Genomic DNA, 25,324 nt, shown 5'->3' on the forward strand with positions numbered 1-25,324 from the left:
CGAGCCCTGGCAGGGAGCACGCCTCAGATCCGGTCAACCACCCGAGATCCGGATGCCGCACGCGGCGGCATCCGGATTCGGAGCGGTTGACCGGATCCCGGGCTGAAGCGGAGCGACCGACCGGTGCCTCAGTCGGTCATGCCGCGGCGCAGCAGACGACCCCGCGGGGTCTCGCTGTCGATGACCTCGCCGTGCAGGTAGGTGCGGCGCACCACGCCGGCGAGAGCCTTGCCGTGGTACGGCGTGAGCGGGTTCTTGTGGTGCAGCTTGTTCACGTCGACGACGTAGGCGTCGTCGGCGGCGAACACCGAGAAGTCGGCGTCGTAGCCGGGCGCGATGCGACCCTTGCCGGTGAGTCCGGCGAACTGCGCCGGACGGTCGCTCATCCACGACACGACCGTCTCGAGGGCGAGACCGCGCTGCCGCGCCTCGGTCCAGATCAGCGAGAGGCCGAGCTGCAGCGATGCTACGCCGCCCCACGCCACCGCGAAGTCGCCGTTCTCGAGGTCCTTGAGGTCGAGCGTCGAGGGGGAGTGGTCCGACACGATGAAGTCGATCGTGCCGTCCTCCAGCCCCTCCCACAGCAGCTCCCGGTTGCCGGCCTCGCGGATCGGCGGGCAGCACTTGAACTGCGTCGCGCCCAGCGGGATCTCCTCGGCGGTGAGGGTCAGGTAGTGCGGGCACGTCTCGACCGTGAGCTTCAGCCCGTCCTGCTTGGCGGAGCGGAGCATGGGCAGCGCATCCGACGACGACAGGTGCAGGATGTGGGCGCGCGACCCCGTCCACCGGGCACGCTCGATCACCTCGGCGATCGCGAGGTTCTCGGCGCCGCGCGGGCGGGAGGCGAGGAACTTGCCATAGTCGTCGCCGTCGGGCTGAGGCGCCCGGTCGATCGCGCGGGAGTCCTCGGCGTGCACGATCATGACGGAGTCGAACGTCGTCAGCTCGCGCATGTCGACCTCCATCTCGTCGGCGTCGAGGGGCGGGAACTCGTCGACGCCCGAGTGCAGCAGGAAGCACTTGAAGCCGAACACCCCGGCGTCGTGCAGCGGACGCAGGTCGGCCGTGTTGCCCGGCACCGCACCGCCCCAGAAGCCGACGTCGACGTGGGTCTGCCCCTGCGCGGCCTCGCGCTTGATGTTCAGCGCCTCGACGCTGATCGTGGGCGGGATGCTGTTGAGCGGCATATCGACGATCGTCGTGACGCCTCCGGCAGCGGCGGCGCGGGTCGCCGAGGCGAAGCCCTCCCATTCGGTGCGGCCGGGCTCGTTGACGTGCACGTGCGTGTCGACGAGTCCGGGGATGAGCGTCTCGTCGGCGGCGAGGTCGATCACCTCGTCGCCGTCGAGGTTGTTGCCGAGGGGCTGCATCGCGACGATCACGCCGTCGCGGACGCCGACCTCGCGGGGGCGGATGCCGGCCGTGGTCAGGACGCGCTCGCCGCGGATGACGAGGTCGTAGCGCTCTCCTGTCGGATCGAGCGACACCGTTCCGGCCTCGTGCTCGACGGAATCGTGCGACATGGCGCACTCCCTTCTGCCGGTCGGGAGCCGGCGGTCTTTCTCTGTATGGATTCTGCGCTCAGCGGGCGAGCGAGGGGAAGCCGGTGACGCGCTTCGGGCGCGGCGGCGCGTAGGTGCGGACCTTCGACGTGGTCAGTCCGAGGTTCACCAGGCCCTCGGCGACCGCGACGGCCGCCTGCACCCCGTCGACCACGGGGACGCCGCAGCGCTCGACGACACGATCCTTGAGCTCGGCCATGCCGCCGCATCCGAGCACGATGACCTCCGCCCGGTCCTGCTCGACGGCGATCTGCGCCTCGGCGACGATCGCCTTGATCGCGCGCTCAGGGTCGGACTCGAGCTCGAGCACGCCGAGCCCCGAGGAGCGGACGGAGGCGCACCGGTCGTGCAGCCCGCCGAGGATCAGCCGATCCTCGATGAGGGGCACGGTGCGGTCGAGTGTCGTGACGACCGAGTACGAGCGCCCGAGGTGCATCGCGGTCGAGGCGGCGGCCTCGGTGATGTCGACGACCGGCACGGTGAGGAGCTCCTGCAGGCCTTCGCGGCCGTGCTCGCCGTAGCCCGCCTGGATGACGGCGTCGTACTCGCCCTCGTAGCGGGTGATCGCGTCCATCACGGCGATCGCTGCGAGGTAGCTCTCGAAGTTGCCCTCGCACGATTCGGCTCCGAAGGCGGGCGTGATGCCGACGATCTCGGTGCCGGGGGAGGCGACGGCGCGGGCGGCCGCGGCGATCCCCTCGGTCATGCTCTCGGTGGTGTTGACGTTGGCGACGAGGATGCGCATGTCGTCTCCGTTCAGTGGGTGGGCGTGACGGCGATCTCGGCGCCGTCGACATCGTGGAAGGGGCCGCTGCGGTCGGCGAGCAGGCTGTACGTCAGGGCTCCGAGTCCCGCGGCGAGGAACCAGGAGAACTGGCTCACCACCTGGAACGCGGGGACGAACGTCAGCAGCAGGGCGATCGCTCCGGCGATGACGAGGGCGAAGATGGCCCGTGGGTTGAAGCCGCGGGTGTAGTGGTACTCGCCGTTGTGGTGCTCGGAGTAGAGATCGGGGACGTTGATGCGCTGCTTCTTCACGAGCCAGTAGTCGACCATGATGATGCCGAACAGCGGACCGAGCAGTGCGCCGAGGCCGTTCAGGAAGATGCCGATCACGATGGGGGAGTTGTACATGTTCCACGGCAGGATGACGAGCCCGATCACCGCGGAGATCAGCGCGGCCCTGCGGAAGTTCAGGTGCTTCGGGAACAGGTTTGTGAGCGCGTAGGTCGGCGCGACGAAGTTCGCCATGAGGTTTACCGCGATCGTGAGCACGATGAGTGCGAGGGAGGCGAGCACGAGCAGGAGGGTGTTAGGGGTGGCGGCGACCACGTCGGCGGGCGAGCCGATCGCGACGCCGTTGATCGTGAAGGACCCGCCGGCGAGCACGACCACGACCAGGCCGAAGAAGAGCATGTTGATCGGGATGCCCCAGAAGTTGCCCTTCACGATCGACTTCTTCGAGCGTGCACCGCGGGTGAAGTCGCAGAAGTTCAGCACGAAGGTGCCGTAGATCGCGACCCAGGCGGAAGCGCCTCCGAGCATGTGCAGCCACAGCTCGCCGCCCTCGAGCGGGGTGTCGTTGGTCCAGGAGATCTGGAAGTCGGCCTGCACGAGCACCCACACGGCGAGGGAGACGAAGGTGGTGAGGATCACCGGGCCGGCGAACGCCTCGTACTTGCGGATCATCTCCATGCCGTAGCTGACGATGACCGACTGCACGACCCACAGGGCGAGGAAGGTGATCCATCCCAGCGCCGACAGGCCCAGGAACGAGCCCTGCTGCAGCGCGGTCGCACCGGGGGCGAGGGCGATGATGACGACCTGCAGCACCTGCGAGGCGAGGTAGGTCTGGATGCCGAACCACGCGATCGCGACGCCGCCGCGCAGCAGGGCGGGGATCTGGGCTCCGTGGATGCCGAAGGTGATGCGGCTCATGACGGGGAACGGCACGCCGGTCTTCTCTCCCATGAAGCCCGAGAGCGTCAGGAGGAGGAACAGGAAGAGTGCGCCGAAGGCGAGGGAGCCGAGGATGGCACCGCCGCTCATGCCGAGCGAGAAGAGACCGATCGCCCAGACGTAGTTGCCGAGGCTGTGCACGTCGTTCGCCCAGAGGGCGAAGATGCTGTACGCGCTCCAGTGCCGTCCCTCCCTCGTCGTGGGGGCGAGGTCGCTGTTGTACAGACGCGGACTCAGCCCCTTCTGCACGGCGAACACCCCGGAGGGTGCAGGGCCCTCGAGGCCTTCGGATGCGCGGCTCGGAACATGGACGAATTCTTCGGTGGACATCTGAACCCCATTCCCCGACGACGCCGTCGGGAAGCATCTCAAAAAGATTTCATGATGTGAAATATGGATTTCACCTGTAGAGATCACAGCACGTCAGAGATTGCGTGTCAACCGGAATCTCGGTGCGCCCGGTCTGATTCTCCGCCGTGGCGGGCTTTCGCGCCGCAGGTTTAGACTTTTCGAACTACAGAATCTGACTTCCATAGAATGGAAAAAGTATGACTTCATCAACGCTCAGCCCGGTCCGCTCCGTGTCGCCCGACCTCGCGCGATCCTGGCTCCTCGTCGCGGCCACCCGCCCCGACACCTTCGACGAGGCGGCATCTTCCTCGGCGGATGCCGTCGTGCTCGACATCGAGGACGCGGTGGACGCGAGCCGCAAGGACGAGGCGCGTGAGGACGTCGCACGCTGGCTGCACTCCGGCGGAGAGGCCTGGGTGCGCGTGAACGACGTCACGAGCGAGCACTGGAGCGCCGACCTCGAGGTGCTGCGCGCAGCGCCCGGTCTGCGCGGGGTCATGCTCGCCAAGACGGAGGCGGGCGCACAGGTCACCGACACGTTCCACCGCCTGGGCGGACGCGCTCCCGTGGTCGCTCTGGTCGAGTCCGCGGTCGGCATCGAGAGCGCGACCGAGATCGCGCGCGCGGAAGGAGCCTTCCGCCTCGCCTTCGGCAGCGGGGACTTCCGACGGGACACCGGGATGTCGGCCGACCGCGAGGCGATGGCGTATCCCCGCGCGCGCCTGGTCGTCTCCAGTCGATGCGGCGACCTGCCCGGCCCGATCGACGGACCGACCGTGGGCACGAGCCATCCGGTGCTGCGGGAGCAGTCCGCGATCACGGTGTCGATGGGCATGACGGGCAAGCTGTGCCTGTCGGCCGACCAGGCTCCCGTCGTCAACGAGGTGATCAGCCCGACGCGAACGGATGTCGACTGGGCGCACTCCTTCCTCGCCGACTTCGACGCCCGCGGGCGCATCGTGCGCGACGGCAGCGACCTGCCGCGTCTCGGGCGGGCGCGCAAGATCATGCACCTCGCCGAGGCCTTCCAGGTCACGGTCACGGCCCGCTGACCCGACCCCCTTTCCGTATGACCGACCGACAGGAGAACTCCGTGAACGCACATCTGACCCCGGGCGACCTCGCGCCCGCCATCGACCTCCCCGACGCCGACGGGCATCGGGTCTCCCTCGCCGATCGCCGCGGCCGCGGGGTCGTCGTGTACTTCTATCCGCGAGCGTCCACTCCCGGTTGCACGACCGAGGCCTGCGACTTCCGCGACAGCCTGTCGTCGCTCGCGGCCGCTGGCTTCGACGTGCTGGGCGTCTCACCCGACCCCGTGGAGGCGCTGCAGGCGTTCGCTGAGGCGGAGGGGCTGACGTTCCCTCTGCTGTCGGATGCTGACGGCGAGGTCGCCCGTGCGTACGGCGCGTGGGGCCTCAAGGATGTCGGCGGCGTGCGGATCGAGGGCGTGCGTCGTTCGACGTTCGTCATCGACGGCGAGGGACGCGTCCGTGACGCGGAGTACGACGTCGTCCCACAGGGTCACGTCGCCCGTCTTCGGGAGTCGCTCGGAATCGATCGGTGAATTACGCTTGACAACCACCGGACGCATCGCGCAGACTTCTTACGCATGCTGAAATAACAGTTCCGGCATACGGAAGTCAGTGCCTCGCAGTGCGAGGATCCGTATAGCCTTACGCGCCGGATGCCAGCATGTCTTCAAGGATCGAAGATGTTGCTCGAGGAGTTCAACTCCTGCACTCGCGAGGTCGCTGTCGACGTCGTGAGGACTGCACTGGATGTCCCCCGCTGGTCCGACGAGATCGTCGACGCCAGACCGTATCCCTCGGTGGACGCGCTGCGCGCGGCCGTGCTCTCAGCCGCGCAGCCGCTGACCGAGGCCGAGATCGACGCCGCTCTCGCGCATCATCCGCGCATCGGCGAACGCCCGACGGGCGACGACGCATCAGCCGCGCTCGCCCGTCGGGAGCAGTCCGGGGTCGACGCCTCGGCCGCCGCCGCCCTCGCCGAGGGAAACCGCGCCTATGAGCGCCGGTTCGACCGCGTCTTCCTCGTGCGCGCCGCCGGTCGCACGGCCGACGCCATCCTCGCCCTGCTGCACCAGCGCCTCGGCAACGACCTCGACGAGGAGCTCGCGGTCGTCGACCAGCAGCTGCGGGAGATCGCCGCGCTGCGCCTCGAGGGCGCCATCGAGCACGAAGACAAGGAAGGAGCACGCCCATGAGCGTCTCCCACGTGACCACCCACATCCTGGACACATCGATCGGGCGCCCGGCGCCCGGCGTCGCCGTCGAACTCGAGGCCCGAGTCGGCGACGGATGGGTCGGGATCGGTTCGGGCCTCACCGATGCTGACGGGCGGGTGAAAGAGCTCGGCCCCGCGCGGCTGGAGAGCGGTGCGTACCGCCTCCGGTTCGACACGGCGGCCTACTTCGCCGGCATCGACACGGACTCCTTCTTCCCGGAGGTGGTGCTGACCTTCCTGGTCGACGCCGGGCAGGAGCACTACCACGTGCCCCTCCTGCTCAGTCCGTTCGCCTATTCCACTTACCGAGGAAGCTGAGTACTGAAATGAGCAACATCGTCCTGGGAAAGAACCAGTACGGCAAGGCCGAGGTCCGCGTGGTGCGCGTCACCCGCGACACCGCCCGCCACGAGATCGAGGACCTCAACGTCACCTCGCAGCTCACGGGCGACTTCACCGCCGCGCACGTCGAGGGCGACAACGCCAACGTCGTCGCGACCGACACCCAGAAGAACACCGTGTTCGCGTTCGCGAAGGACGGCATCGGAAGCCCCGAGGAGTTCCTGCTGCGACTGGGAGCGCACTTCACGTCCGAGTTCGACTGGGTCACCGGCGGGCGCTGGGAGGCCGAGCAGTACAGCTGGGAGCGCATCGTCGCCGACGGCCGAGGACACGACCACTCCTTCGTGCGCGGAGGCACGGAGACGCGCACGGCGGTCGTGACGATCGACGGCGACACGACCGCCGTGATCGCGGGGCTGCAGGACCTCGTGGTGCTGAAGTCCACCGAGAGCGGCTTCGTCGGCTACCCGAAGGACAAGTACACGACGCTCGCCGAGACCACTGACCGCATCCTCGCGACCTCGGTCACGGCGCGCTGGCTGTACAACCGCACCGACATCGACTTCACCGCCGTGTTCGCCGACGTCCGCCGCCTCCTGCTGGAGGCGTTCACCGCGAACTACTCGCACGCGTTGCAGAACACGCTGCACGACATGGCGCAGGCCGTGCTCGATGCGCATCCCGAGATCGATGAGATCCGCTTCTCCACGCCGAACAAGCACCACTTCGTCGTCGACCTGTCGCCGTTCGGGTTGGAGAACCCGAACGAGGTGTTCTACGCCGCCGACCGGCCGTACGGGCTGATCGAGGCGTCGTTCCTCCGCGAGGGAGCGGATGCCGAGAACCCGGCGTGGAACGGCATCGCCGGCTTCTGCTGACCGGCCCCAGACCGCGGGGCGGGCTCGGCCCCCATCGTGCCCGCCCCGCACCTTCCCCATCCCTCCCTGACATCTCTGCACGCACAGCACTGCGTCGTCGGCGACCGCCGTCGGCGACCCCGGACGAGGAGGTCCATCAGATGTCCGCTGCACGTACCAAGACCACCCGCAAGACCCGGAGCACGGCCGTGTCGACCAGGCCCGAGGACGAGCGCCTCGGCGTCGGCACCGCCTTCACGTTCGGGCTCCAGCACGTCCTGACCATGTATGGCGGGATCATCGCCCCGCCGCTCATCATCGGCGCAGCCGCCGGCCTCACCCCGACCGAGGTGGGGGTGCTCGTCGCCGCCTGCCTGTTCATGGGCGGACTCGCGACGCTCCTCCAGACGCTCGGCATCCCGTTCTTCGGCTCGCAGCTGCCGCTCGTGCAGGGCGTGTCCTTCGCGGGCGTCGCGACCATGCTCGCGATCGTCAATCAGGGCAGCGGCCTCCCCGCGGTGTTCGGGGCGGTGATCGTCGCCTCGCTCATCGGCCTGGTGATCGCTCCGTTCTTCGCGCAGATCGTGCGGTTCTTCCCCCCTGTGGTCACCGGCACCGTGATCACGATGATCGGACTCTCGCTCGTCCCCGTGGCGGCGCGCTGGATCACGGGGTCCAACCCCGAGGCGCCGGACTACGCCGACCCGGTGTTCGTCGGCATCGCGGGCTTCACGCTCCTGGTGATCATGCTGCTCAGCAAGCTCGGCAACTCGACGATCTCGCGCCTCTCGATCCTCATCGCCATGGTGGTCGGCACGGTGTTCGCCGCCCTGATCGGCCGTGCGGACTTCTCCCGCGTCTTCGAGGGGCCGATCTTCGCCTTCCCGATGCCCTTCGCGTTCGGCCCGCCCGTGTTCGACGTCGCGGCCATCATCTCCATGACGATCGTCGTGCTGGTGATCCTCACCGAGACCACGGCCGACATCATCGCGGTCGCCGAGATCACCGGCTCGAAGGTCGACCGCAAGCGGATCGCCGCCGGCCTGCGCGCCGACATGGTCTCGAGCGCGATCTCGCCGATCTTCAACTCGTTCACGCAGAGCGCCTTCGCGCAGAACGTCGGCCTGGTGGCGGTCACGAAGATCAAGAGCCGCTATGCGGTGGCCGCGGGCGGCGTCATCCTGATCATCCTCGGGCTGCTGCCGGTGCTGGGGCGCGTCGTGGCGGCGGTGCCGACCGCGGTGCTCGGCGGCGCGGGTCTCGTGCTGTTCGGCACCGTGACGGCCTCCGGCATCCGCACTCTCGCCAAGGTGAAGTACGACGGCAACATGAACCTCATCATCGTCGCGGCATCCCTGTCGTTCGGCGTGCTCCCCGAGGTGAACCACGACATCTACTCGGCCTTCCCGACCTGGTTCCAGGTCATCTTCGGCTCGGGCATCAGCTCGGCGGCGATCATGGCGATCACCCTGAACCTCGTGTTCAACCACTTCAGCAAGGGCATCCCCGAGAACCCCTCGGTGTTCGCGGCGAGCCCGGTGCGGGCGGTGCGCACGGATGTGATCCGCGTGCTCCGCGAGGGCGACCGCTATGAGCAGGGACGACTGGTGGATGCCGACGGGCACGCCGTCGCGGTGGTCGACGAACCGGCGACGAAGGCGTAGCGCGCGCGGCGTGAGGCTTGACAAAGCCTTGCGCCGCTCCGCAGACTGGTTACGTCTAGTGAAAGTATTATTCCGTTATGCGGAATCAGAGGTACGGTGGCCCGGAAGCCTGCCGTTCCGTGGGGCGGGCTCGTCCACTGACGCACCGAGCCCGCCCCGAACCCTGCGCACCCGACGCTGCGCCCGTCACGAGGAGGTCTGCGATGCCCGGTGGACTCGTTCCCTCAGCCGCGCCCTCCGTACGGCATCCCCGATGCCGTGACCGTGAGGTTCGCGATGTTCGCCTCCGCTGGCAACCGCGCCATCAACAGCACCGCTCTGGCCGCATCCGCGACATCGAACGTGGGCTCCACCCGTCGCGTGCCGTCCGCCTGCAACGCGCCGGAGCCGACGCCGATGTCGGTCATGATCTCGGTGCGGGCGTTGCCGATGTCGATCTGCCCGCACGTGATCCCGTGCGGACGTCCGTCGAGGTCGATCGCGCGCGTCAGGCCCGTCACGGCGTGCTTGCTCACCGCGTAGGCGACCGAGCTCGGGCGGGGGACCTGCGCCGAGATCGATCCGTTGTTGATGATCCGCCCGCCGCTCGGCTGCTGTGCGATCATCGCGCGCATCGCGGCGCCGGCGCACAGCATCGCGCCCGTGACGTTGACCGCCATCGTGCGCTCCCAGTCCGCGACGTCGATGTCCGCGGCAGAGGCTGTCGGGCCGAAGGCCCCCGCGTTGTTGAACAGCACGTCGACGCGCCCCCAGGTCTCCACGACCCGTGCGAACAGCGCATCGACCTCGGCGGGCACGGTCACGTCGGTCGGCACCACGAGCGCGTGCGGATGCTCGGACGCGGTCTCCCGCAGCGCATCCTCGCGACGCCCCGCCAGCGCGACCAGGAATCCGTCGTCGAGCAGTGCCCGCGTCACCGCCCGGCCGATCCCCGATCCTGCTCCCGTCACCACTGCGATCCGCGCGTCGCCCATTCCCGCCCCTTCGTCGTCGCCGCCCGAACGTCGGCGGCGGTGCCCTCCATCTAACAAGAAAGAGACAACCGTGATCGACAATCGTGCCGCCGCCACCGCGGCGACCACAGCCTCGCTCGCCGACCAGCCCGTCGACCTCGACCCCGAGGAGACGTCCGAGTGGCTGGAATCCCTCGACGCCCTCATCGGGCACCGAGGGCCCGAGCGCGGCGAGCACATCGTCCGCACCCTGGTCGACCGCGCCGGCATCCGTCAGGAGCCCCTCGCGACCACCGACTACGTCAACACGATCGCCGCGGCCGACGAACCGGAGTACCCGGGCGACGAGAAGCTCGAGCGACGCTACCGCGCATGGATGCGGTGGAACGCGGCCGTCATGGTGCACCGTGCGCAGCGCCCGGGCATCGGCGTCGGCGGGCACATCTCGACGTACGCGGGAGCGGCGACGCTCTACGAGGTCGGCTTCAACCACTTCTTCCGCGGCAAGCACCACCCGGGCGGCGGCGACCAGATCTACTTCCAGGGGCACGCCTCACCCGGCATGTACGCGCGGGCGTTCCTCGAGGGGCGGCTGTCCGAGGAGGACCTCGACGGGTTCCGCCAGGAGAAGTCCCGCGAGGGTCACGCGCTGTCGTCGTACCCGCATCCGCGTCTCATGCCGGAGTTCTGGGAGTTCCCGACCGTGTCGATGGGCATCGGCCCCATGAACGCGATCTACCAGGCGCAGTCCAACCGCTATCTGCACGACCGCGGGCTCAAGGACACCTCCGACCAGCACGTGTGGGCCTTCCTCGGCGACGGTGAGATGGACGAGCCCGAGTCGCGCGGCCTGCTGCAGCTCGCGGCGAACGACGGCCTCGACAACCTCACCTTCGTCGTCAACTGCAACCTGCAGCGCCTCGACGGCCCGGTGCGCGGCAACGGCAAGATCATCCAGGAGCTCGAGGGCTTCTTCCGCGGAGCGGGATGGAACGTCATCAAGGTGATCTGGGGGCGCGAGTGGGACGACCTGCTCGAGCGGGATCAGGACGGCGCGCTGGTCGACATCATGAACACGACCGTCGACGGCGACTTCCAGACGTACAAGGCGGAGTCCGGAGGGTTCATCCGGGAGAACTTCTTCGGGCGCGATCCGCGCACGCGCGCGCTCGTCGACGGGCTCGCCGACGACGAGATCTGGGGGCTGAAGCGCGGCGGCCACGACTACCGCAAGGTGTTCGCGGCGTATCAGCAGTCGCTCGCGCGCAACGGCAAGCCCACCGTGATCCTCGTTAAGACGGTCAAGGGCTACGGTCTCGGGCAGCGCTTCGAGGCGCGCAACGCGACCCACCAGATGAAGAAGCTCACGCTGCAGGACCTCAAGGACTTCCGCGATCACCTCGGCGTGCCCGTCACGGACGAGCAGCTCGAGGCCGATCCGTATCTGCCGCCGTACTACCACCCGGGGGCGGACTCGGAGGAGATCCGCTACCTGCAGGAGCGCCGGCGGGCGTTGGGCGGCTATCTGCCCGAGCGGCGTCCCGCGCACGAGGCGATCGAGCTGCCGGCCGCGAAGGCCTATGAGGTCGCGGCGCGCGGCTCGGGCACCCAGCAGGCGGCGACGACCATGGCGTTCGTGCGCGTGCTCAAGGACCTCATGCGCGATCCCGCGTTCGGCAAGCGGATCGTGCCGATCATCCCCGACGAGGCACGCACCTTCGGCATGGACGCGTTCTTCCCCACGGCGAAGATCTACAACCCCAACGGGCAGAACTACCTGGCCGTCGACCGTGACATCGTGCTGTCGTACAAGGAGAGCGAGTCGGGGCAGATCCTGCACGTCGGCATCAACGAGGCCGGGTCCATCGCAGCCTTCACGGCGGCGGGTACCGCGTACGCCACGCACGGCGTGCCGCTCGTGCCGGTGTACGTCTTCTACTCGATGTTCGGCTTCCAGCGCACTGGCGACTCGCTCTGGGCGGCGGCCGATCAGATGACCCGCGGGTTCCTCATCTCCGCCACGGCCGGACGTACGACGCTCACCGGCGAGGGGCTGCAGCACGCCGACGGGCACTCGCCGCTGCTCGCCGCGACCAACCCCGCGGTTGTCACGTACGACCCGGCCTTCGGCTACGAGATCGGGCACATCATGCGCGCAGGCATCGAGCGGATGTACGGCCCCGACTCCACCGACCGCGACCACATCTACAACCTCATGGTCTACAACGAGCCGATCGTGCAGCCCAAGGAGCCCGAGGGAGTCGACGTCGACGGCATCCTCGGCGGCATCCACCGCATCGCGGCGGTCGACTCCCCGCAGACCCATCTGCTCGCCTCGGGCATCGGCGTCATGTGGGCGCTGGAGGCGCAGGCGCTGCTGCGCGACGACTGGGGTGTGACCGCCGACGTGTGGTCGGTCACCTCGTGGACCGAGCTGCGCCGTGACGCGGTCGCCGCGGAGGAGGACGAGTTCCTCGGGCGCGGAGCCCGGACGCCGTTCCTGGTCTCGCAACTCGCGGAGGCCGCGGGGCCGATCGTCGCGGTGAGCGACTATGCCAAGGACCTGCCCGACCAGATCCGCCAGTTCGTGCCGAACGACTGGGCGACGCTCGGGGCCGACGGCTTCGGCTTCTCGGACACGCGTGCCGCCGCGCGGCGCTTCTTCAAGATCGACGGACCGTCGATCACGGTGCGGGCGCTGCAGCTGCTCGCCGCGCGCGGTGTGGTCGATGCGTCCGTGCCAGCCCAGGCCGCCGAGAGGTACCGGCTCGACGACGTGAACGCCGGCGCGAGCGGGTCGGACGCCGAGTAACGGCATCCGATCGGCTGCATCCGCTCCGCAGGAGATCTCACGATCTGCAGGAGGGTTCCTCGAGAACCCTCCTGCAGAACGTGAGAATTCCTTCGCAACATGCGCGGGCGTGGGTGCGAAGGCCAGGTGGATGCCAGGCGGGTCTGAGGACTTCGAGAGCTTGCGGCCGGATGCCGGGCACTCAGCTCGCGCTGAGAATCAGGTATCGCTCGTCATCGGTTCGGCCACCCCAGTACACGTCGTCGTCCAGTATCTGCAGTTGAACGTCGGCCCGAAAACTCCCGACGAGTCGAGCACAGTCGGAGGACTTCAGGCCCACACCATTGCTCCACAGGCCTTCAACGAGGACGAGCGCGCCGCCCGGAGCCAGCAACGCGATCCATCTCTGCAGCGCCGCGGAGGGGTCGGGCATAGCCCATAGGACGTGGCGACAGAGAACGATGTCGAATGAAGCTTCAGGCAACGGCGGCTCCGAAGCGTCCGCCACCGAGAAGGACGGGCGCGGTACGACCTTGGCTGCCTTCTCGCGCGCCCGTCGGATCATCTCCGTCGAAAAGTCCACTCCGTGCACGAGGTGCTGCCCCTCTATCGCGAGAAGAGTGGACAGAGTTCCTGTGCCGCACCCCAGGTCTGCAACGCGGCGGCCGGGCTTCCCGATCAACGGGAGTAGCAGATCGGCCCACGCACGGCGGACAACCGGATCTCGGAGACCATGATCGGCGGCCTGATCGAACGTCTCTGCCTCTCGGTCCCACATCTCTCTCGGGTCTTCGATCATTCGTCCGATCCTTGCAGGAAGCACTCCGGCATTCCACCCTCGCCGAGCCGACGAGCATGCGAGGGTGACGGCGCCCGGGTCTGCGCAGACGCGCAGCCCAGACGCCGGGCAGGCTGCATCCGCTCTGCAGGAGATCTCACGATCTGCAGGAGGGTTCCTCAGGATTCCTCCTGCAGATCGTGAGAACTCCTTCGCAACGATAGAGGGCACGGATGCCGGAGGGGCGAGGGATGCCGCAGCGCGGCGCGCCAGGATGCCGCGGCTACGCGTCGAGCTCGTCGCGGATGGCCGCGGCCGCGGTGCGCAGCAGCGGCACCGCGCGGGTGCCGAAGGCCTCGTCGACGCGCGACACCGGACCGGAGACCGACACCGCGGTCGGGGTCGGGGCTCCGGGGACCGCCATCGAGAAGCAGCGGACGCCGATCTCCTGCTCCTGGTCGTCGATCGCGTAGCCGCGCTCGCGGATCACGTCGAGCTCGGCGAGCAGGGCGTCGACGTTGCCGATGCTGTGCTCGGTCGGCGTCGGCATGCCTGCCCGGCTGACGATGCCGCGCACGGTCTCGTCGGGCAGCTGGGCGAGGATCGCCTTGCCGACGCCGGTGTCGTGAAGGTGCGCGCGGCGGCCGACCTCGGTGAACATCCGCATGGAGTGCAGCGAGGGCACCTGGGCGACGTAGACGACCATGTCGCCGTCGAGCACGGCCATGTTGGCGCTCTCGCCGAGTTCGTCGACCAGGCGCTTGAGCTGGGGGCGCGCCAGGGCGCCGAACTGCCGGGATGCGCCTTCGCCGATGCGGATGAGCCGCGGACCGAGGGCGTAGCGCCGGTTGGGCAGTTGTCGCGCGTAGCCGAGGGCGACGAGCGTGCGCAGCAGACGGTGGATCGTGGGGAGCGGGAGGTCGGTCGATGCGGCCAGCTCGCTTAGCGTGACATCGCCGCCCGCGTCGGTCACGAGTTCGAGGAGCTCGAACACCCGCTCCACGGACTGCACGCCGCCGGCGCTGCTCTTCGGGGTCTTGCTCTCGGCCATGGGGAACCCTCCTCGGTCGCGATCATTCCATCATGCGAGAGGTCGCTGTCGATAATCTGCGACGTCGTGTCCGGCACGCTTGCGCTATCTTTCCATAAAGTAGATAATAGACTCCACGATACGAAATAACGGAGGAACAATGGCGAACCCCGGACCCGGCAACTCGATCACCCTGCGGATCGACGCCCCCTCGAACCACCGCGTCACGAGCGAGCTGGCCGCTGCGGCCGCCGCCGCCGGCGCCGCGGTCACGGCGCTCGACGTCGTAGAGTCGCACCCGGCCTCGATCGTCGTCGACCTCACCTGCAACACCGCGGATGCCGAGCACGCCGACGTCGTCCGCGACGCGGTGGACGCCCTGGATGGCGTCGAGGTCCGCGCCCTGAGCGACCGCACCTTCCTGATGCACCTCGGCGGCAAGCTCGAGGTCGTGCCGCGCGTGCCTCTCCGCAACCGCGACGACCTCTCCCGCGCGTACACCCCCGGAGTGGCCCGCGTGTGCCTCGCGATCGCCGAGGACAAGAGCAAGGCGCGCAAGCTCACCGTCAAGCGCAACACGATCGCGGTCGTGACCGACGGCACCGCCGTGCTCGGCCTCGGCGACATCGGCCCCGAGGCCGCGCTGCCGGTCATGGAGGGCAAGGCCGCGCTGTTCAAGCAGTTCGCCGACGTCGACGCCTGGCCCGTGTGCCTCGACACCACCGACACCGACGAGATCGTCTCGATCGTCAAGGCCATCGCCCCGGTCTATGGCGGCGTCAACCTCGAGGACATCGCCGCGCCCCGCTGCTTCGAGATCGAGGCGCGGCTGCGCGAGGAGCTCGACATCCCCGTGTTCCACGATGACCAGCACGGCACCGCGATCGTGACGCTCGCCGCGCTCCACAACGCCCTGCGCGTGGTCGGCAAGACCATCGAGGACGTCCGCATCGTCGTCTCGGGCGTCGGCGCCGCGGGCAATGCGATCGTGCAGCTCCTCCTCGCCGAGGGTGCGCGCGACATCGTGGCCTGCGGTCGCGACGGCGCGATCCACGCGGATGCCGAGTACACCGACGCCCACCGCCGCGAGCTCGCCGCCACCACGAACCCGCGCGGCGTGACCGGCACGCTCAAGGAGGTGCTGGTCGGCGCGGACGTCTTCATCGGCGTGAGCGCCCCGAACATCCTCGACGGCGCCGACATCGCGACCATGGCCGATCAGGCGATCGTCTTCGCGATGGCGAACCCGACCCCCGAGGTCGACCCGATCGTCGCGGCGCAGCACGCGGCCGTGGTCGCGACCGGGCGCAGCGACTTCCCCAACCAGATCAACAACGTCCTCGCGTTCCCCGGTGTGTTCCGCGGACTGCTCGACGCGGGCGTCTCCGACATCACCGCGCCTATGCTGGTCGCAGCTGCCGAGGCCATCGCGTCGCGGGTGAGCGAGGACGAGCTCAACGCGAGCTTCATCATCCCCAGCGTGTTCGATCCTCTGGTGGCCGGCGCGGTCGCCGAGGCGATCGTCCGCGTCGCAGAGACCACCGCCAGCAGCAAGGAGTGACCACCGTGTCCGCCAACGTCACCACCCCCTCCACCGTCTCCCGTGCCGCGGAGATCCTGACGCCCGAGGCACTCGACTTCCTCGCGAAGCTGCACGAGCGCTTCCGCTCCACCCGCGACGAGCTGCTCGCCGCCCGCGTCGAGCACCGGGCCACCGCATCCGCCGCGGGACGGCTCGACTTCCGCCCCGAGACCACCGAAGTGCGCGCGGGCGACTGGAAGGTCGCCGAGGCGCCCGAGGCCCTCCGCGACCGCCGCGTCGAGATCACGGGCCCCGCCACGCCCGCGAAGATGGCGATCAACGCGCTCAACTCCGGCGCGAAGGTCTGGCTCGCCGACCTCGAAGACGCCGCGGCCCCGAACTGGTTCAACGTCATCGACGCGCAGGTCAACCTGTTCGGCGCGGCGCGCGGCACGCTGTCGTTCAGCGCCTCCGGCGGCAAGGAGTACCGTCTGCGCGACGACGCCCCGCTCGCGGTCGTGGTCGTCCGTCCGCGCGGATGGCACATGGCAGAGCGGCACATTGAGGTCGACGGGGCGCCGGCGATCGGCGCGCTCGTCGACTTCGGCCTCCACTTCTTCCACAACGCGGCCGTGCTCGCGGAGTCCGGACAGGGCCCGTTCTACTACCTGCCCAAGATGGAGAGCCATCTCGAGGCCCGTCTGTGGAACGACGTGTTCACGTTCGCGCAGCAGGAGCTCGGCATCCCGCACGGCACCGTCCGCGCGACCATGCTCATCGAGACGATCCCCGCGGCCTTCGAGATGGACGAGATGCTCTACGAGCTGCGCGACCACGCCTCCGGTCTCAACGCCGGTCGCTGGGACTACCTGTTCAGCATCATCAAGTACTTCCGCGACGCGGGGGAGGACTTCGTCCTTCCCGACCGTGCGAGCGTCGCCATGACCGCGCCGTTCATGCGCGCGTACACCGAGCTGCTCGTGAGCACGTGCCACCGGCGCGGAGCGTTCGCGATGGGCGGCATGGCCGCCTTCATCCCTAACCGCAACGACCCCGAGGTCACGGAGGCCGCGATCGCCAAGGTGCGCGCCGACAAGACCCGCGAGGCCGACGACGGCTTCGACGGCTCGTGGGTCGCGCACCCCGACCTCGTACCGGTGTGCCAGGAGGTCTTCGACGCGGTCCTCGGCGACAAGCCGAACCAGCTCGACCGGCTGCGCGACGACGTCTCGGTCACGGCCGACCAGCTGCTCGACATCCTCTCCGCCGAGGGGTCGGCGACCGAGGCGGGGCTCCGCACCAACCTCTACGTCGCGATCGCGTACACCGCGGTCTGGCTGTCCGGCAACGGCGCCGTGGCGATCCACAACCTCATGGAGGATGCCGCGACGGCCGAGATCTCGCGCTCGCAGGTGTGGCAGCAGGTGCGCAACCGCACCGTGCTGTCGGACACCGGCCGCACGGTGACGCCGGAACTCGTCGAGTCGGTGCTCGCCGAGGAGGTCGAACGCCTCCGCGGCGAGGTCGCCCCGGGATCGTTCGCGAAGTTCTACGAGCCCGCGGCGCGCCTGGTGCGCGACCTGTGCCTGGACGACGAGTACGTCGACTTCCTCACCACGCCCGCGTACGAGCTGGTCGACTGATGCCGGCCGAGAACACGCTGAACGAGAGCGATCTCGCCGACATCGACGAGCGCCTGGCCGCGACCGACGAACTGCTCGCGACCGCGTACCCGGGCGACGACGGCAGCCGCCAGCCGGTGCACACGCTGTACGTGCCGGCCGACCGGTTCACCCCGGATCTCGCCGCCCGGCTGGGTGCGGATGCCGCGGCTGTCGCGGCCGGCGCCGGTGGCGTCGCCGCGCTCGCCGAGGCGGTCGGGCTCGGGGATCTCGCCGCCGACCTCGCGCCCCTCGTCGAGGCGAAGCTCGCGGCGGAGCCGGTCGAGGATCTGCGCCTCGACTTCGAGGACGGCTACGGCGCACGGCCCGACGAGGAGGAGGACGCGGATGCCGTGCTCGCGGCGCAGCGCGTCGCCGAAGCCGTCGCCACCGGCACGGCGCCGCCGTTCATCGGCATCCGGTTCAAGTGCTTCGAGGCGCCGACCCGGCGTCGCGGCATCCGCACCCTGGACCTGTTCCTCACCACGCTCGCGGCGCACGGCGAGCTGCCGGACGGTCTCGTGCTGACGCTGCCCAAGGTGACGACGGTCGCGCAGGTCGACGCCATGGTGGCGCTGTGCGAGACCTTCGAGCAGCGGCTCGGGCTGGCTCCCGGCCGCCTCCGGTTCGAGGTGCAGATGGAGACGCCGCAGCTGATCGTCGCCGCCGACGGCTCGGTGCCCGTCGCGACGCTGCTGCACCGCGCACCCGGTCGGATCTCGGCGCTGCACTACGGCACCTACGACTACAGCGCCTCGCTGCAGATCTCCGCCGCCTACCAGTCGATGGAGCATCCCGCGGCCGATCACGCCAAGCAGGTCATGCAGGTCGCGGTCGCCGAGACGGGCGTGCGCCTGTCCGACGGCTCGACCAACGTCATCCCGGTCGGCGATCCCGACCATGCTCTCGATGCCTGGCGGCTGCACGCCCGGCTCGTTCGGCGCTCGCTCGAGCGGGGCTACTACCAGGGCTGGGATCTGCACGCGGCGCAGCTGCCGACCCGGTACCTGGCGACCTACGCGTTCTACCGCGAGGGCTTCGCCGCCGCCGCGCGCCGGCTGGACGCCTATCTGCACGGCGCGGATGCCGCGATCATGGACGAGCCCGCGACCGCCAGGGCCCTCGCCCGCTTCGTCGTGCGCGGACTCGAATGCGGCGCGCTCACCGAGGCGGAGGTGACGGATGCCGTCGGCGCGACGCCCCGCGACCTCCTGCGCCTCGCCCACCCGAAACTCCAGACCCAGGAGGCCTGATGTCGTACTACACCCCGAGCGGCGGACTGCCGCCGCAGACCGACCTGCTCACCGACCGCGCGGTCGTGAAGCTCGCGTACACGTTCATCCCGAAGGGGGTGCTGCGCGACATCGTCACGAGCAGCCTGCCCGGGTTCACCGACACCCGCGCGTGGATCATCGCCCGGCCGACGCCGAGCTCGGCGACGACGTTCTCGCAGCTGATCGTGGAGATCGCCCCCGGCGGCGGTGCCGCACGGCCGGAGGTGGAGGCCGGAGTGGAGGGCGTGGTCTTCGTCACGACCGGGCGCCTCACCCTCACGCTGGAGGGTGAGACGCACGTGCTGGAGGAGGGCGGCTACGCGTTCCTCGCGCCGGGCGCCGTCTGGTCTCTCGCGAACGAGGGCGACGAGGTCACGAGCTTCCACTGGATCCGCAAGGCGTACGAATGGCTCGAGGGCGTCGACGCCCCGGCATCCTTCGTGACGAGCGACCAGGAGGTGGAGCCCGTCTCGATGCCCGACACCGACGACGTGTGGGCGACCACGCGCTTCTCGGACGCGAGCGACCTGGCGCACGACATGCAGGTCAACATCGTCACGTTCCAGCCCGGCGGGTCGATCCCGTTCGCTGAGACGCATGTCATGGAGCACGGCCTGTTCGTGCTGCAGGGCAAGGGCGTGTACCGCCTGAACGACGACTGGGTCGAGGTCGAGGCGGGCGACTACATGCTGCTGCGCGCGTTCTGTCCGCAGGCCTGCTACGCGGGTGGTCCTGAGCCGTTCCGCTACCTGCTGTACAAGGACATGAACCGGCAGATCCGTCTCACCTGAGCGGTCCCGACCGGTCGAGGAGGCGTCACCCCGGGCGGGTGGCGCCTTCTCGCGTTCGAGGCGTTGACAGTCTCGACCACCCAGCGTACTCTTTTCATTACAAGGAATTCTTCTTCCACGATTCGAAATCAAGGATGATCTCATGAGCTACACCGTCAACGCCTCGATCCTTCTCACCGAGCTGCCCCTGCTGGAGCGCCCGGCGGCCGTCGCGGATGCCGGCTTCGACGGCGTCGAGTTCTGGTGGCCTTTCTCCGAGGCCGTGCCCACGACGGAGGACGTCGACGCCTTCGTCGCCGCGATCCAGGACGCCGGCGTGCAGCTCACCGGCCTCAACTTCTTCGCGGGCGACATGCCCGCCGGCGACCGCGGCCTCGTCTCCTGGGTGGGCCGCGAGGACGAGTTCCGTGCCAACGTCGACGTCGTCGTCTCGATCGGCGAGCGCCTGGGCACGAAGGCCTTCAACGCCCTGTACGGCAACCGCCTCGACGGCGTCGACCCGCAGGCGCAGGACGACCTCGCGGTGCAGAACCTCGCGTACGCCGGTGCGGCCGTCGCGAAGATCGGCGGCATCGTGCTGCTCGAGCCCGTCTCGGGCATCGACGCCTATCCGCTGAAGACCGCGGACGACGCGCTCGCGATCATCCGCCGAGTCCGCGACGAGCACGGCGTCGACAACGTGCGCCTGCTCGCCGACTTCTACCACCTGGCCGTCAACGGCGACGACGTCGCCGCGGTGATCGCCGAGCACGCGGCCGAGTTCGGGCATGTGCAGATCGCCGACGCCCCTGGGCGCGGAGAGCCGGGCAGCGGCGAGCTGCCGCTCACGTCCTGGATCGACGCGGCCCGCACCGGCGGCTACGCCGGGCCCGTCGGCCTCGAGTACAAGACACCCCAGGCCGAGGCGTTCGCCTGGCTCGGCCGCTGAGCCGCCCGGCACCCCCGACACTGCACAGCACTTCCGCGAAGGAGCACGACATGACCAGCATCGCCATCATCGGACTCGGCATCATGGGCCTCCCCATGGCCACCAACCTCGTCTCGGCGGGGTACGAGGTCACCGGGTTCAACCGCAGCCCCGAGCCGATCGAGAAGCTCGTCGCGGCAGGAGGCTCCGGAGCCGAGAGCATCGCCGACGCCGTGAAGGATGCAGACGTCATCCTCACGATGGTGCCCGACTCCCCGGACGTCGAAGACGTCGTGCGCGGCGAGGGCGGTGTCTTCGCGAACGCGAAGAAGGGCGCGCTCTGGATCGACAACTCGTCCATCCGTCCGGACGTCGCCAAGACGCTCGCGGAGGAGGCCGTCGCGGCCGGCCTCGGCGCGGTCGACGCCCCGGTCTCGGGCGGCGAGCAGGGGGCGATCGACGGCGTGCTGTCGATCATGGTCGGCGGCTCCGAGGAGCACTTCGCCGCCGCCAAGCCCGTGCTGAACGCGATCGGCAAGACCATCGTGCACGTCGGCCCCGCGGGCGCCGGCCAGACCGTCAAGGCCGCGAACCAGCTCATCGTCGCCGTCAACATCCAGGCGCTCGCCGAGGCCGTCACGTTCCTCGAGGCGTTCGGCGTCGACACCGACGCGGCGCTGCGGGTGCTCGGCGGCGGCCTCGCCGGCTCCAAGGTGCTCGACCAGAAGGGGCAGAAGATGCTCGACCGCGACTTCGCCCCCGGATTCCGTCTCGCCCTCCACAACAAGGATCTGGGCATCGTCGCCGCGGCCGCGCGGTCCGTGGGGGTCACCGTCCCCCTCGGCGCGGCCGTCGCCCAGCTCGTGAACGCCCTCGTCGCCCGCGGCGACGGCGGCCTCGACCACTCGGGCCTCTTCAAGCTCACCACCGAACTCTCCGGCCGCTGATCCCGGTCGCCGAACGAAGGACACTTCCATGACACGCATGCGCGCAGTAGACGCCATCGTCCTGATCCTGGAGAAGGAGGGCGCCACCGAGGCGTTCGGCCTTCCCGGGGCCGCCATCAACCCGCTGTACTCCGCGATGCGCCAGCACGGCGGCATCCGCCACACCCTCGCCCGCCACGTCGAAGGCGCCTCGCACATGGCCGACGGCTACAGCCGCACCGGCGACGGCCGCATCGGCATCTGCATCGGCACCTCCGGCCCCGCCGGCACCGACATGATCACCGGCCTGTACGCGGCGATCGCCGACAGCATCCCGATGCTCTGCATCACCGGTCAGGCGCCGGTCGCAAAGCTCGACAAGGAGGACTTCCAGGCCGTCGACATCGCGTCGATCGCGAAGCCGGTCGCGAAGTTCGCGAAGACCGTGCTGGAGGCGGGCCAGATCCCCGGCGCGTTCCAGACCGCGTTCCAGATCATGCGCTCCGGTCGCCCCGGACCGGCCCTCATCGACCTGCCCTTCGACGTGCAGGTCACCGAGATCGAGTTCGACATCGACACGTACGAGCCGCTGCCCGTCGCGAAGCCCGCGGCAACCCGCGCGCAGGCCGAGAAGGTGCTCGACATGCTCACCGCCGCAGCCCACCCGGCGATCATCGCCGGCGGCGGGATCGTGAACTCCGGAGCATCCGCGAAGCTCGTCGAACTCGCCGAGACGCTGGGCGTGCCCGTGTTCCCGACCCTGATGGGCTGGGGCGCGATCGGCGACGACCACCCGCTCGCGGCCGGACTCGTCGGCATCCAGACCTCGCAGCGCTACGGCAACGCGAGCTTCCTCGAGAGCGACTTCGTGCTCGGCATCGGCAACCGGTGGGCGAACCGCCACACCGGCGGTCTCGACACGTACCGCAAGGGGCGCACGTTCGTGCACGTCGACATCGAGCCCACGCAGATCGGCCGCGTGTTCGCGCCCGACTACGGGGTCGTGTCGGATGCCGGGGCGTTCCTCGACGCCCTGCTCGACGCCGCCCGCGACCGCGTCGCCGAGCTGCCCGACTACAACGGCTGGGCGCAGGAGTGCCGCGACCGCAAGGCGCGCCTGCACCGCAAGACGAACTTCGACCAGGTGCCGATGAAGCCGCACCGCGTGTACCAGGAGATGCTGTCGGCCTTCGGCCACGACACCACCTACGTCACCACGATCGGCCTCTCGCAGATCGCCGGTGCGCAGATGCTGCACGTGTACGGACCCCGCCAGTGGATCAACGCGGGTCAGGCCGGACCCCTCGGCTGGACCCTCCCGGCAGCTCTCGGTGTGGTGCGCGGCAAGCCCGATGAGCAGGTCGTGGCGCTCAGCGGCGACTACGACTTCCAGTTCATGATCGAGGAGCTCGCGGTCGGTGCGCAGCACAAGCTGCCGTACATCCACGTCGTCGTCAACAACAGCTACCTCGGCCTCATCCGCCAGTCGCAGCGGGCGTTCGAGATGGACTTCGAGGTGTCGCTCGCGTTCGACAACGTGAACACCCCGGAGGACTCGTCGAGCGTCGCCACGGGATACGGCGTCGACCACGTCAAGGTCGCCGAGGGTCTCGGCTGCAAGGCGATCCGGGTCGAGCGTCCCGAGGACCTCGCCGCGGGCTTCGCGGAGGCCGAGCGGCTGAAGGCCGAGTTCCAGGTGCCGGTCGTCGTCGAGGTGATCCTCGAGCGGGTCACGAACATCGCGATGGGCGCCGACCTCGACACCATGAACGAGTTCGAGGACCTCGCGACGTCGCCCGCCGACGCCCCCGAGGCCGTGTACGCGCTGCTGGATTGAGTCCGGCCGTGCGTATCGTGATCGCCTCCGACAAGTTCAAGGGCTCCGCCACGGGGCCGGAGGTGGCCGCGGCGCTCGCCGACGGCATCCACGACGTCCTCCCGGATGCGGTCGTCGAGGCCGTACCGGTGGCGGACGGCGGTGAGGGCACCATCGATGCTGCCCTCGCCGCCGGTTTCTCTCCCGTCGACGCGACGGTCACCGGACCGACGGGTGAGCCGGTGGTCGCGCGGTTCGCTGTGCGCGGTGCCGAGGCGATCATCGAGATGGCCGCCGCGAGCGGACTCGATGTGCTGCCGCGCGGCGAGAAGGCCGCGCTCACCGCGACGAGCCGCGGCACGGGAGAGCTGATCCTCGCGGCGCTGGATCGCGGATGCCGGGACATCGTGCTCGGCGTCGGCGGCAGCGCCTGCACCGACGGAGGGGCCGGGATGCTGCACGCACTCGGTGCCTCCCTGCAGACGGAGACCGGCGAGGCGACTCCGGGGGGTGCCGCCCTCGCCGGTCTCGCCTCGGTCGATCTCGCAGGACTCGACCCGCGACTCGACGAGACCTCGTTCGTGTTGGCGAGCGACGTCGACAACCCGCTGCTCGGGGAACGCGGCGCCGCAGTCGTGTTCGCCCCGCAGAAGGGCGCGTCCGACGACGACGTGATCGTGCTCGAACGGGGACTCGCGCGCTTCGCCGAGCTGATCGAGCAGGCGCCCGGCGTCATCCCGTCTGTGGACGCGGAAGGCGCGGGCGCCGCCGGGGGAGTCGGCTATGCGGCACTCGCGGTGCTCGGCGCCCGGCGCGAGCGCGGCGTCGAGGTCGTGCTGCGGCTCACCGGACTGGCCGAGCGGATCGCCGGGGCCGACCTCGTCATCACGGGAGAAGGCAGCCTCGACGCGCAGAGCCTCGGCGGCAAGACGCCGCTCGGAGTGGCGGCGCTCGCCGCGGAGGCGGGTGTGCCGACCGTCGCGGCCTGCGGGCGTGCCGCGCTGTCGGAGGCTCAGGCGGCGGATGCGGGATTCGCGCAGGTCTATGCGCTGAGCACCCTCGAACCCGAGAAGGAGCGCAGCATGGCGAATGCCGTCCCGCTGCTGCGCGAGGTCGGTCGGGCGATCGCGCGCGAGCACATCGCCGTGTCGTCGGGGGCCGTGTCATGACGACCGCCGCGGACGGCACGGGCGACGCGGCCCACATCGACCCGGACCTGCGCGCCGCTGACGGCGAGGGCTGGATCCGGCGCTTCGCGCGGGCGCTCGTCTACCTGTTCCGCAGCGTCAAGTGACCGCGGACCCCGCGGGGGCGCTCGACGACTGAGCCCTCGGACGGCTTCTACGCGGCGGGCTCCTGTGCGGCGCCGTCTGAGCGCTCGACGATGACCTGGAGTGCGAGCGCGCAGATCCAGGCGCGGGCCGCTCCGTGATACGCCGCGAAGTCGCAGGCCCGCTGCCACGCCCGGACGTAGGTCTCGAGCAGCAGGTCCTCCGCGGAACGACGATCTCCGACTCTGGAGAGGATGAGCCCGAGCACCCCAGCCGACGTGAGGTCGTACAGGTGCGCGAACGCCTCGCGGCTCCCGGCGGCGGCATCGATCAGCATCCCGCGCTCGGCGAGCCGCTCCGCATCCTCACCCGCAGGCGAGGCACTCATGAGGGCGTCCATGGGTCGAGCGTGGCACGGAGAGGGTCGTGGCGCCCGGTGGTTGCGTGTGAGCGCTCGCAGGTGCTAGCGGACGGTCTCGCCCGCCGCGGGCGACGCGCGTGCCGCGGATCAGGTCGTCGACGCACCAGATCTCGGGACATCCGCTAATAATGCGTATTATCACGTTGACCATCCCGGTCCTCGGTCGCCAGAGTGAGGGAAGCACCCCGCAGGCGATCAAGG

23 protein-coding genes are annotated in these 25,324 nt (G+C 69.5%); 16 read left to right on the plus strand and 7 right to left on the minus strand.

Annotated features, from left to right (window positions below):
- Positions 1 to 128: 128 nt before the first annotated feature.
- The 3 genes from allB to MRBLMX7_RS11070 are packed head-to-tail and all read right to left on the minus strand — an operon-like array spanning position 129 to position 3,851.
- Positions 129 to 1,523: an allantoinase AllB gene (allB, locus tag MRBLMX7_RS11060; RefSeq protein WP_050723937.1), complete on the minus strand. Its 1,395-nt coding sequence runs from the start codon at positions 1,521 to 1,523 to the stop codon at positions 129 to 131.
- Positions 1,524 to 1,581: 58 nt separating this feature from the next.
- The gene (locus MRBLMX7_RS11065; RefSeq protein WP_363368463.1) at positions 1,582 to 2,307 is read right to left on the minus strand and encodes an aspartate/glutamate racemase family protein; all 726 of its coding nucleotides are present in this window, start codon (positions 2,305 to 2,307) and stop codon (positions 1,582 to 1,584) included.
- An 11-nt stretch (positions 2,308 to 2,318) separates the two neighbouring features.
- The gene (locus MRBLMX7_RS11070) at positions 2,319 to 3,851 is read right to left on the minus strand and encodes an NCS1 family nucleobase:cation symporter-1 (protein WP_363368465.1); all 1,533 of its coding nucleotides are present in this window, start codon (positions 3,849 to 3,851) and stop codon (positions 2,319 to 2,321) included.
- Positions 3,852 to 4,069: 218 nt separating this feature from the next.
- Between MRBLMX7_RS11070 and MRBLMX7_RS11075 the strand changes: the two genes are divergently transcribed.
- The 6 genes from MRBLMX7_RS11075 to MRBLMX7_RS11100 all read left to right on the plus strand — a co-directional run bounded on the left by MRBLMX7_RS11075 (position 4,070) and on the right by MRBLMX7_RS11100 (position 8,982).
- A complete protein-coding gene (locus tag MRBLMX7_RS11075) occupies positions 4,070 to 4,924 on the plus strand; it encodes an HpcH/HpaI aldolase/citrate lyase family protein (protein ID WP_363368467.1) in 855 nt (284 codons plus the stop codon).
- 17 nt (positions 4,925 to 4,941) lie between these two features.
- Positions 4,942 to 5,439: a thioredoxin-dependent thiol peroxidase gene (bcp, locus tag MRBLMX7_RS11080; RefSeq protein ID WP_363368469.1), complete on the plus strand. Its 498-nt coding sequence runs from the start codon at positions 4,942 to 4,944 to the stop codon at positions 5,437 to 5,439.
- 147 nt (positions 5,440 to 5,586) lie between these two features.
- Positions 5,587 to 6,099 (plus strand): 2-oxo-4-hydroxy-4-carboxy-5-ureidoimidazoline decarboxylase, encoded by a 513-nt coding sequence (gene uraD / locus MRBLMX7_RS11085; RefSeq protein WP_363368471.1) that lies wholly within the window; start codon positions 5,587 to 5,589, stop codon positions 6,097 to 6,099.
- Positions 6,096 to 6,437: a hydroxyisourate hydrolase gene (gene uraH, locus MRBLMX7_RS11090; protein WP_363368473.1), complete on the plus strand. Its 342-nt coding sequence runs from the start codon at positions 6,096 to 6,098 to the stop codon at positions 6,435 to 6,437. Before uraD ends, uraH begins: the two co-directional genes overlap by 4 nt.
- A gap of 8 nt (positions 6,438 to 6,445) precedes the next feature.
- A complete protein-coding gene (gene pucL, locus MRBLMX7_RS11095) occupies positions 6,446 to 7,339 on the plus strand; it encodes a factor-independent urate hydroxylase (RefSeq protein ID WP_363368475.1) in 894 nt (297 codons plus the stop codon).
- Positions 7,340 to 7,479: 140 nt separating this feature from the next.
- Positions 7,480 to 8,982 (plus strand): nucleobase:cation symporter-2 family protein, encoded by a 1,503-nt coding sequence (locus MRBLMX7_RS11100; protein ID WP_363368477.1) that lies wholly within the window; start codon positions 7,480 to 7,482, stop codon positions 8,980 to 8,982.
- 224 nt (positions 8,983 to 9,206) lie between these two features.
- Here MRBLMX7_RS11100 and MRBLMX7_RS11105 read toward each other — a convergent pair whose 3' ends face one another.
- Entirely contained in the window at positions 9,207 to 9,956 is a 750-nt protein-coding gene (locus tag MRBLMX7_RS11105) for an SDR family oxidoreductase (RefSeq protein WP_363368480.1), read from the minus strand.
- A gap of 73 nt (positions 9,957 to 10,029) precedes the next feature.
- On the opposite strand from MRBLMX7_RS11105, the gene aceE reads away from it, so the two are divergent.
- A complete protein-coding gene (gene aceE / locus MRBLMX7_RS11110) occupies positions 10,030 to 12,747 on the plus strand; it encodes a pyruvate dehydrogenase (acetyl-transferring), homodimeric type (protein ID WP_363370892.1) in 2,718 nt (905 codons plus the stop codon).
- A 181-nt stretch (positions 12,748 to 12,928) separates the two neighbouring features.
- On the opposite strand, the gene MRBLMX7_RS11115 is transcribed toward aceE, so the two are convergent.
- Together MRBLMX7_RS11115 and MRBLMX7_RS11120 are read right to left on the minus strand one after the other, a co-directional pair.
- Positions 12,929 to 13,525 carry a class I SAM-dependent methyltransferase gene (locus tag MRBLMX7_RS11115; RefSeq protein ID WP_363368482.1) on the minus strand — a complete coding sequence of 199 codons (597 nt, stop codon included), beginning with the start codon at positions 13,523 to 13,525 and terminating at the stop codon, positions 12,929 to 12,931.
- Between the two features lie 262 nt (positions 13,526 to 13,787).
- Positions 13,788 to 14,555, minus strand: a complete 768-nt coding sequence (locus MRBLMX7_RS11120) for an IclR family transcriptional regulator (protein WP_363368485.1) — start codon at positions 14,553 to 14,555, stop codon at positions 13,788 to 13,790.
- A 139-nt stretch (positions 14,556 to 14,694) separates the two neighbouring features.
- Between MRBLMX7_RS11120 and MRBLMX7_RS11125 the strand changes: the two genes are divergently transcribed.
- The 9 genes from MRBLMX7_RS11125 (at position 14,695) to MRBLMX7_RS11165 (ending at position 24,725) form a co-directional block, all read left to right on the plus strand.
- The gene (locus tag MRBLMX7_RS11125) at positions 14,695 to 16,095 is read left to right on the plus strand and encodes an NAD-dependent malic enzyme (protein WP_363368487.1); all 1,401 of its coding nucleotides are present in this window, start codon (positions 14,695 to 14,697) and stop codon (positions 16,093 to 16,095) included.
- Positions 16,096 to 16,100: 5 nt separating this feature from the next.
- Positions 16,101 to 17,699 (plus strand): malate synthase A, encoded by a 1,599-nt coding sequence (gene aceB / locus MRBLMX7_RS11130; RefSeq protein ID WP_363370895.1) that lies wholly within the window; start codon positions 16,101 to 16,103, stop codon positions 17,697 to 17,699.
- Complete coding sequence (locus MRBLMX7_RS11135) at positions 17,699 to 18,970, plus strand: DUF6986 family protein (protein WP_363368489.1); 1,272 nt, start codon at positions 17,699 to 17,701, stop codon at positions 18,968 to 18,970. Before aceB ends, MRBLMX7_RS11135 begins: the two co-directional genes overlap by 1 nt.
- On the plus strand, positions 18,967 to 19,782 hold the full coding sequence (locus MRBLMX7_RS11140) for a bifunctional allantoicase/(S)-ureidoglycine aminohydrolase (protein WP_363370897.1): 816 nt from the start codon (positions 18,967 to 18,969) through the stop codon (positions 19,780 to 19,782). Before MRBLMX7_RS11135 ends, MRBLMX7_RS11140 begins: the two co-directional genes overlap by 4 nt.
- 142 nt (positions 19,783 to 19,924) lie before the next feature.
- On the plus strand, positions 19,925 to 20,710 hold the full coding sequence (locus tag MRBLMX7_RS11145) for a hydroxypyruvate isomerase family protein (RefSeq protein WP_363368490.1): 786 nt from the start codon (positions 19,925 to 19,927) through the stop codon (positions 20,708 to 20,710).
- Positions 20,711 to 20,730: 20 nt separating this feature from the next.
- Positions 20,731 to 21,636: a 2-hydroxy-3-oxopropionate reductase gene (locus MRBLMX7_RS11150; RefSeq protein WP_363370900.1), complete on the plus strand. Its 906-nt coding sequence runs from the start codon at positions 20,731 to 20,733 to the stop codon at positions 21,634 to 21,636.
- A 28-nt stretch (positions 21,637 to 21,664) separates the two neighbouring features.
- The gene (gene gcl / locus MRBLMX7_RS11155) at positions 21,665 to 23,452 is read left to right on the plus strand and encodes a glyoxylate carboligase (protein ID WP_363368492.1); all 1,788 of its coding nucleotides are present in this window, start codon (positions 21,665 to 21,667) and stop codon (positions 23,450 to 23,452) included.
- An 8-nt stretch (positions 23,453 to 23,460) separates the two neighbouring features.
- Positions 23,461 to 24,600: a glycerate kinase gene (locus MRBLMX7_RS11160; RefSeq protein ID WP_363368494.1), complete on the plus strand. Its 1,140-nt coding sequence runs from the start codon at positions 23,461 to 23,463 to the stop codon at positions 24,598 to 24,600.
- Complete coding sequence (locus tag MRBLMX7_RS11165; protein WP_363368496.1) at positions 24,597 to 24,725, plus strand: hypothetical protein; 129 nt, start codon at positions 24,597 to 24,599, stop codon at positions 24,723 to 24,725. The genes MRBLMX7_RS11160 and MRBLMX7_RS11165 overlap by 4 nt, the downstream gene beginning before the upstream one ends.
- Positions 24,726 to 24,772: 47 nt before the next feature.
- On the opposite strand, the gene MRBLMX7_RS11170 is transcribed toward MRBLMX7_RS11165, so the two are convergent.
- Positions 24,773 to 25,102 (minus strand): sigma factor, encoded by a 330-nt coding sequence (locus MRBLMX7_RS11170; RefSeq protein WP_363368498.1) that lies wholly within the window; start codon positions 25,100 to 25,102, stop codon positions 24,773 to 24,775.
- Between the last annotated feature and the right edge of the window lie 222 nt (positions 25,103 to 25,324).

The organism is Microbacterium sp. LMX7-1.2, assembly GCF_040675935.1.
Classification (GTDB): domain Bacteria; phylum Actinomycetota; class Actinomycetes; order Actinomycetales; family Microbacteriaceae; genus Microbacterium.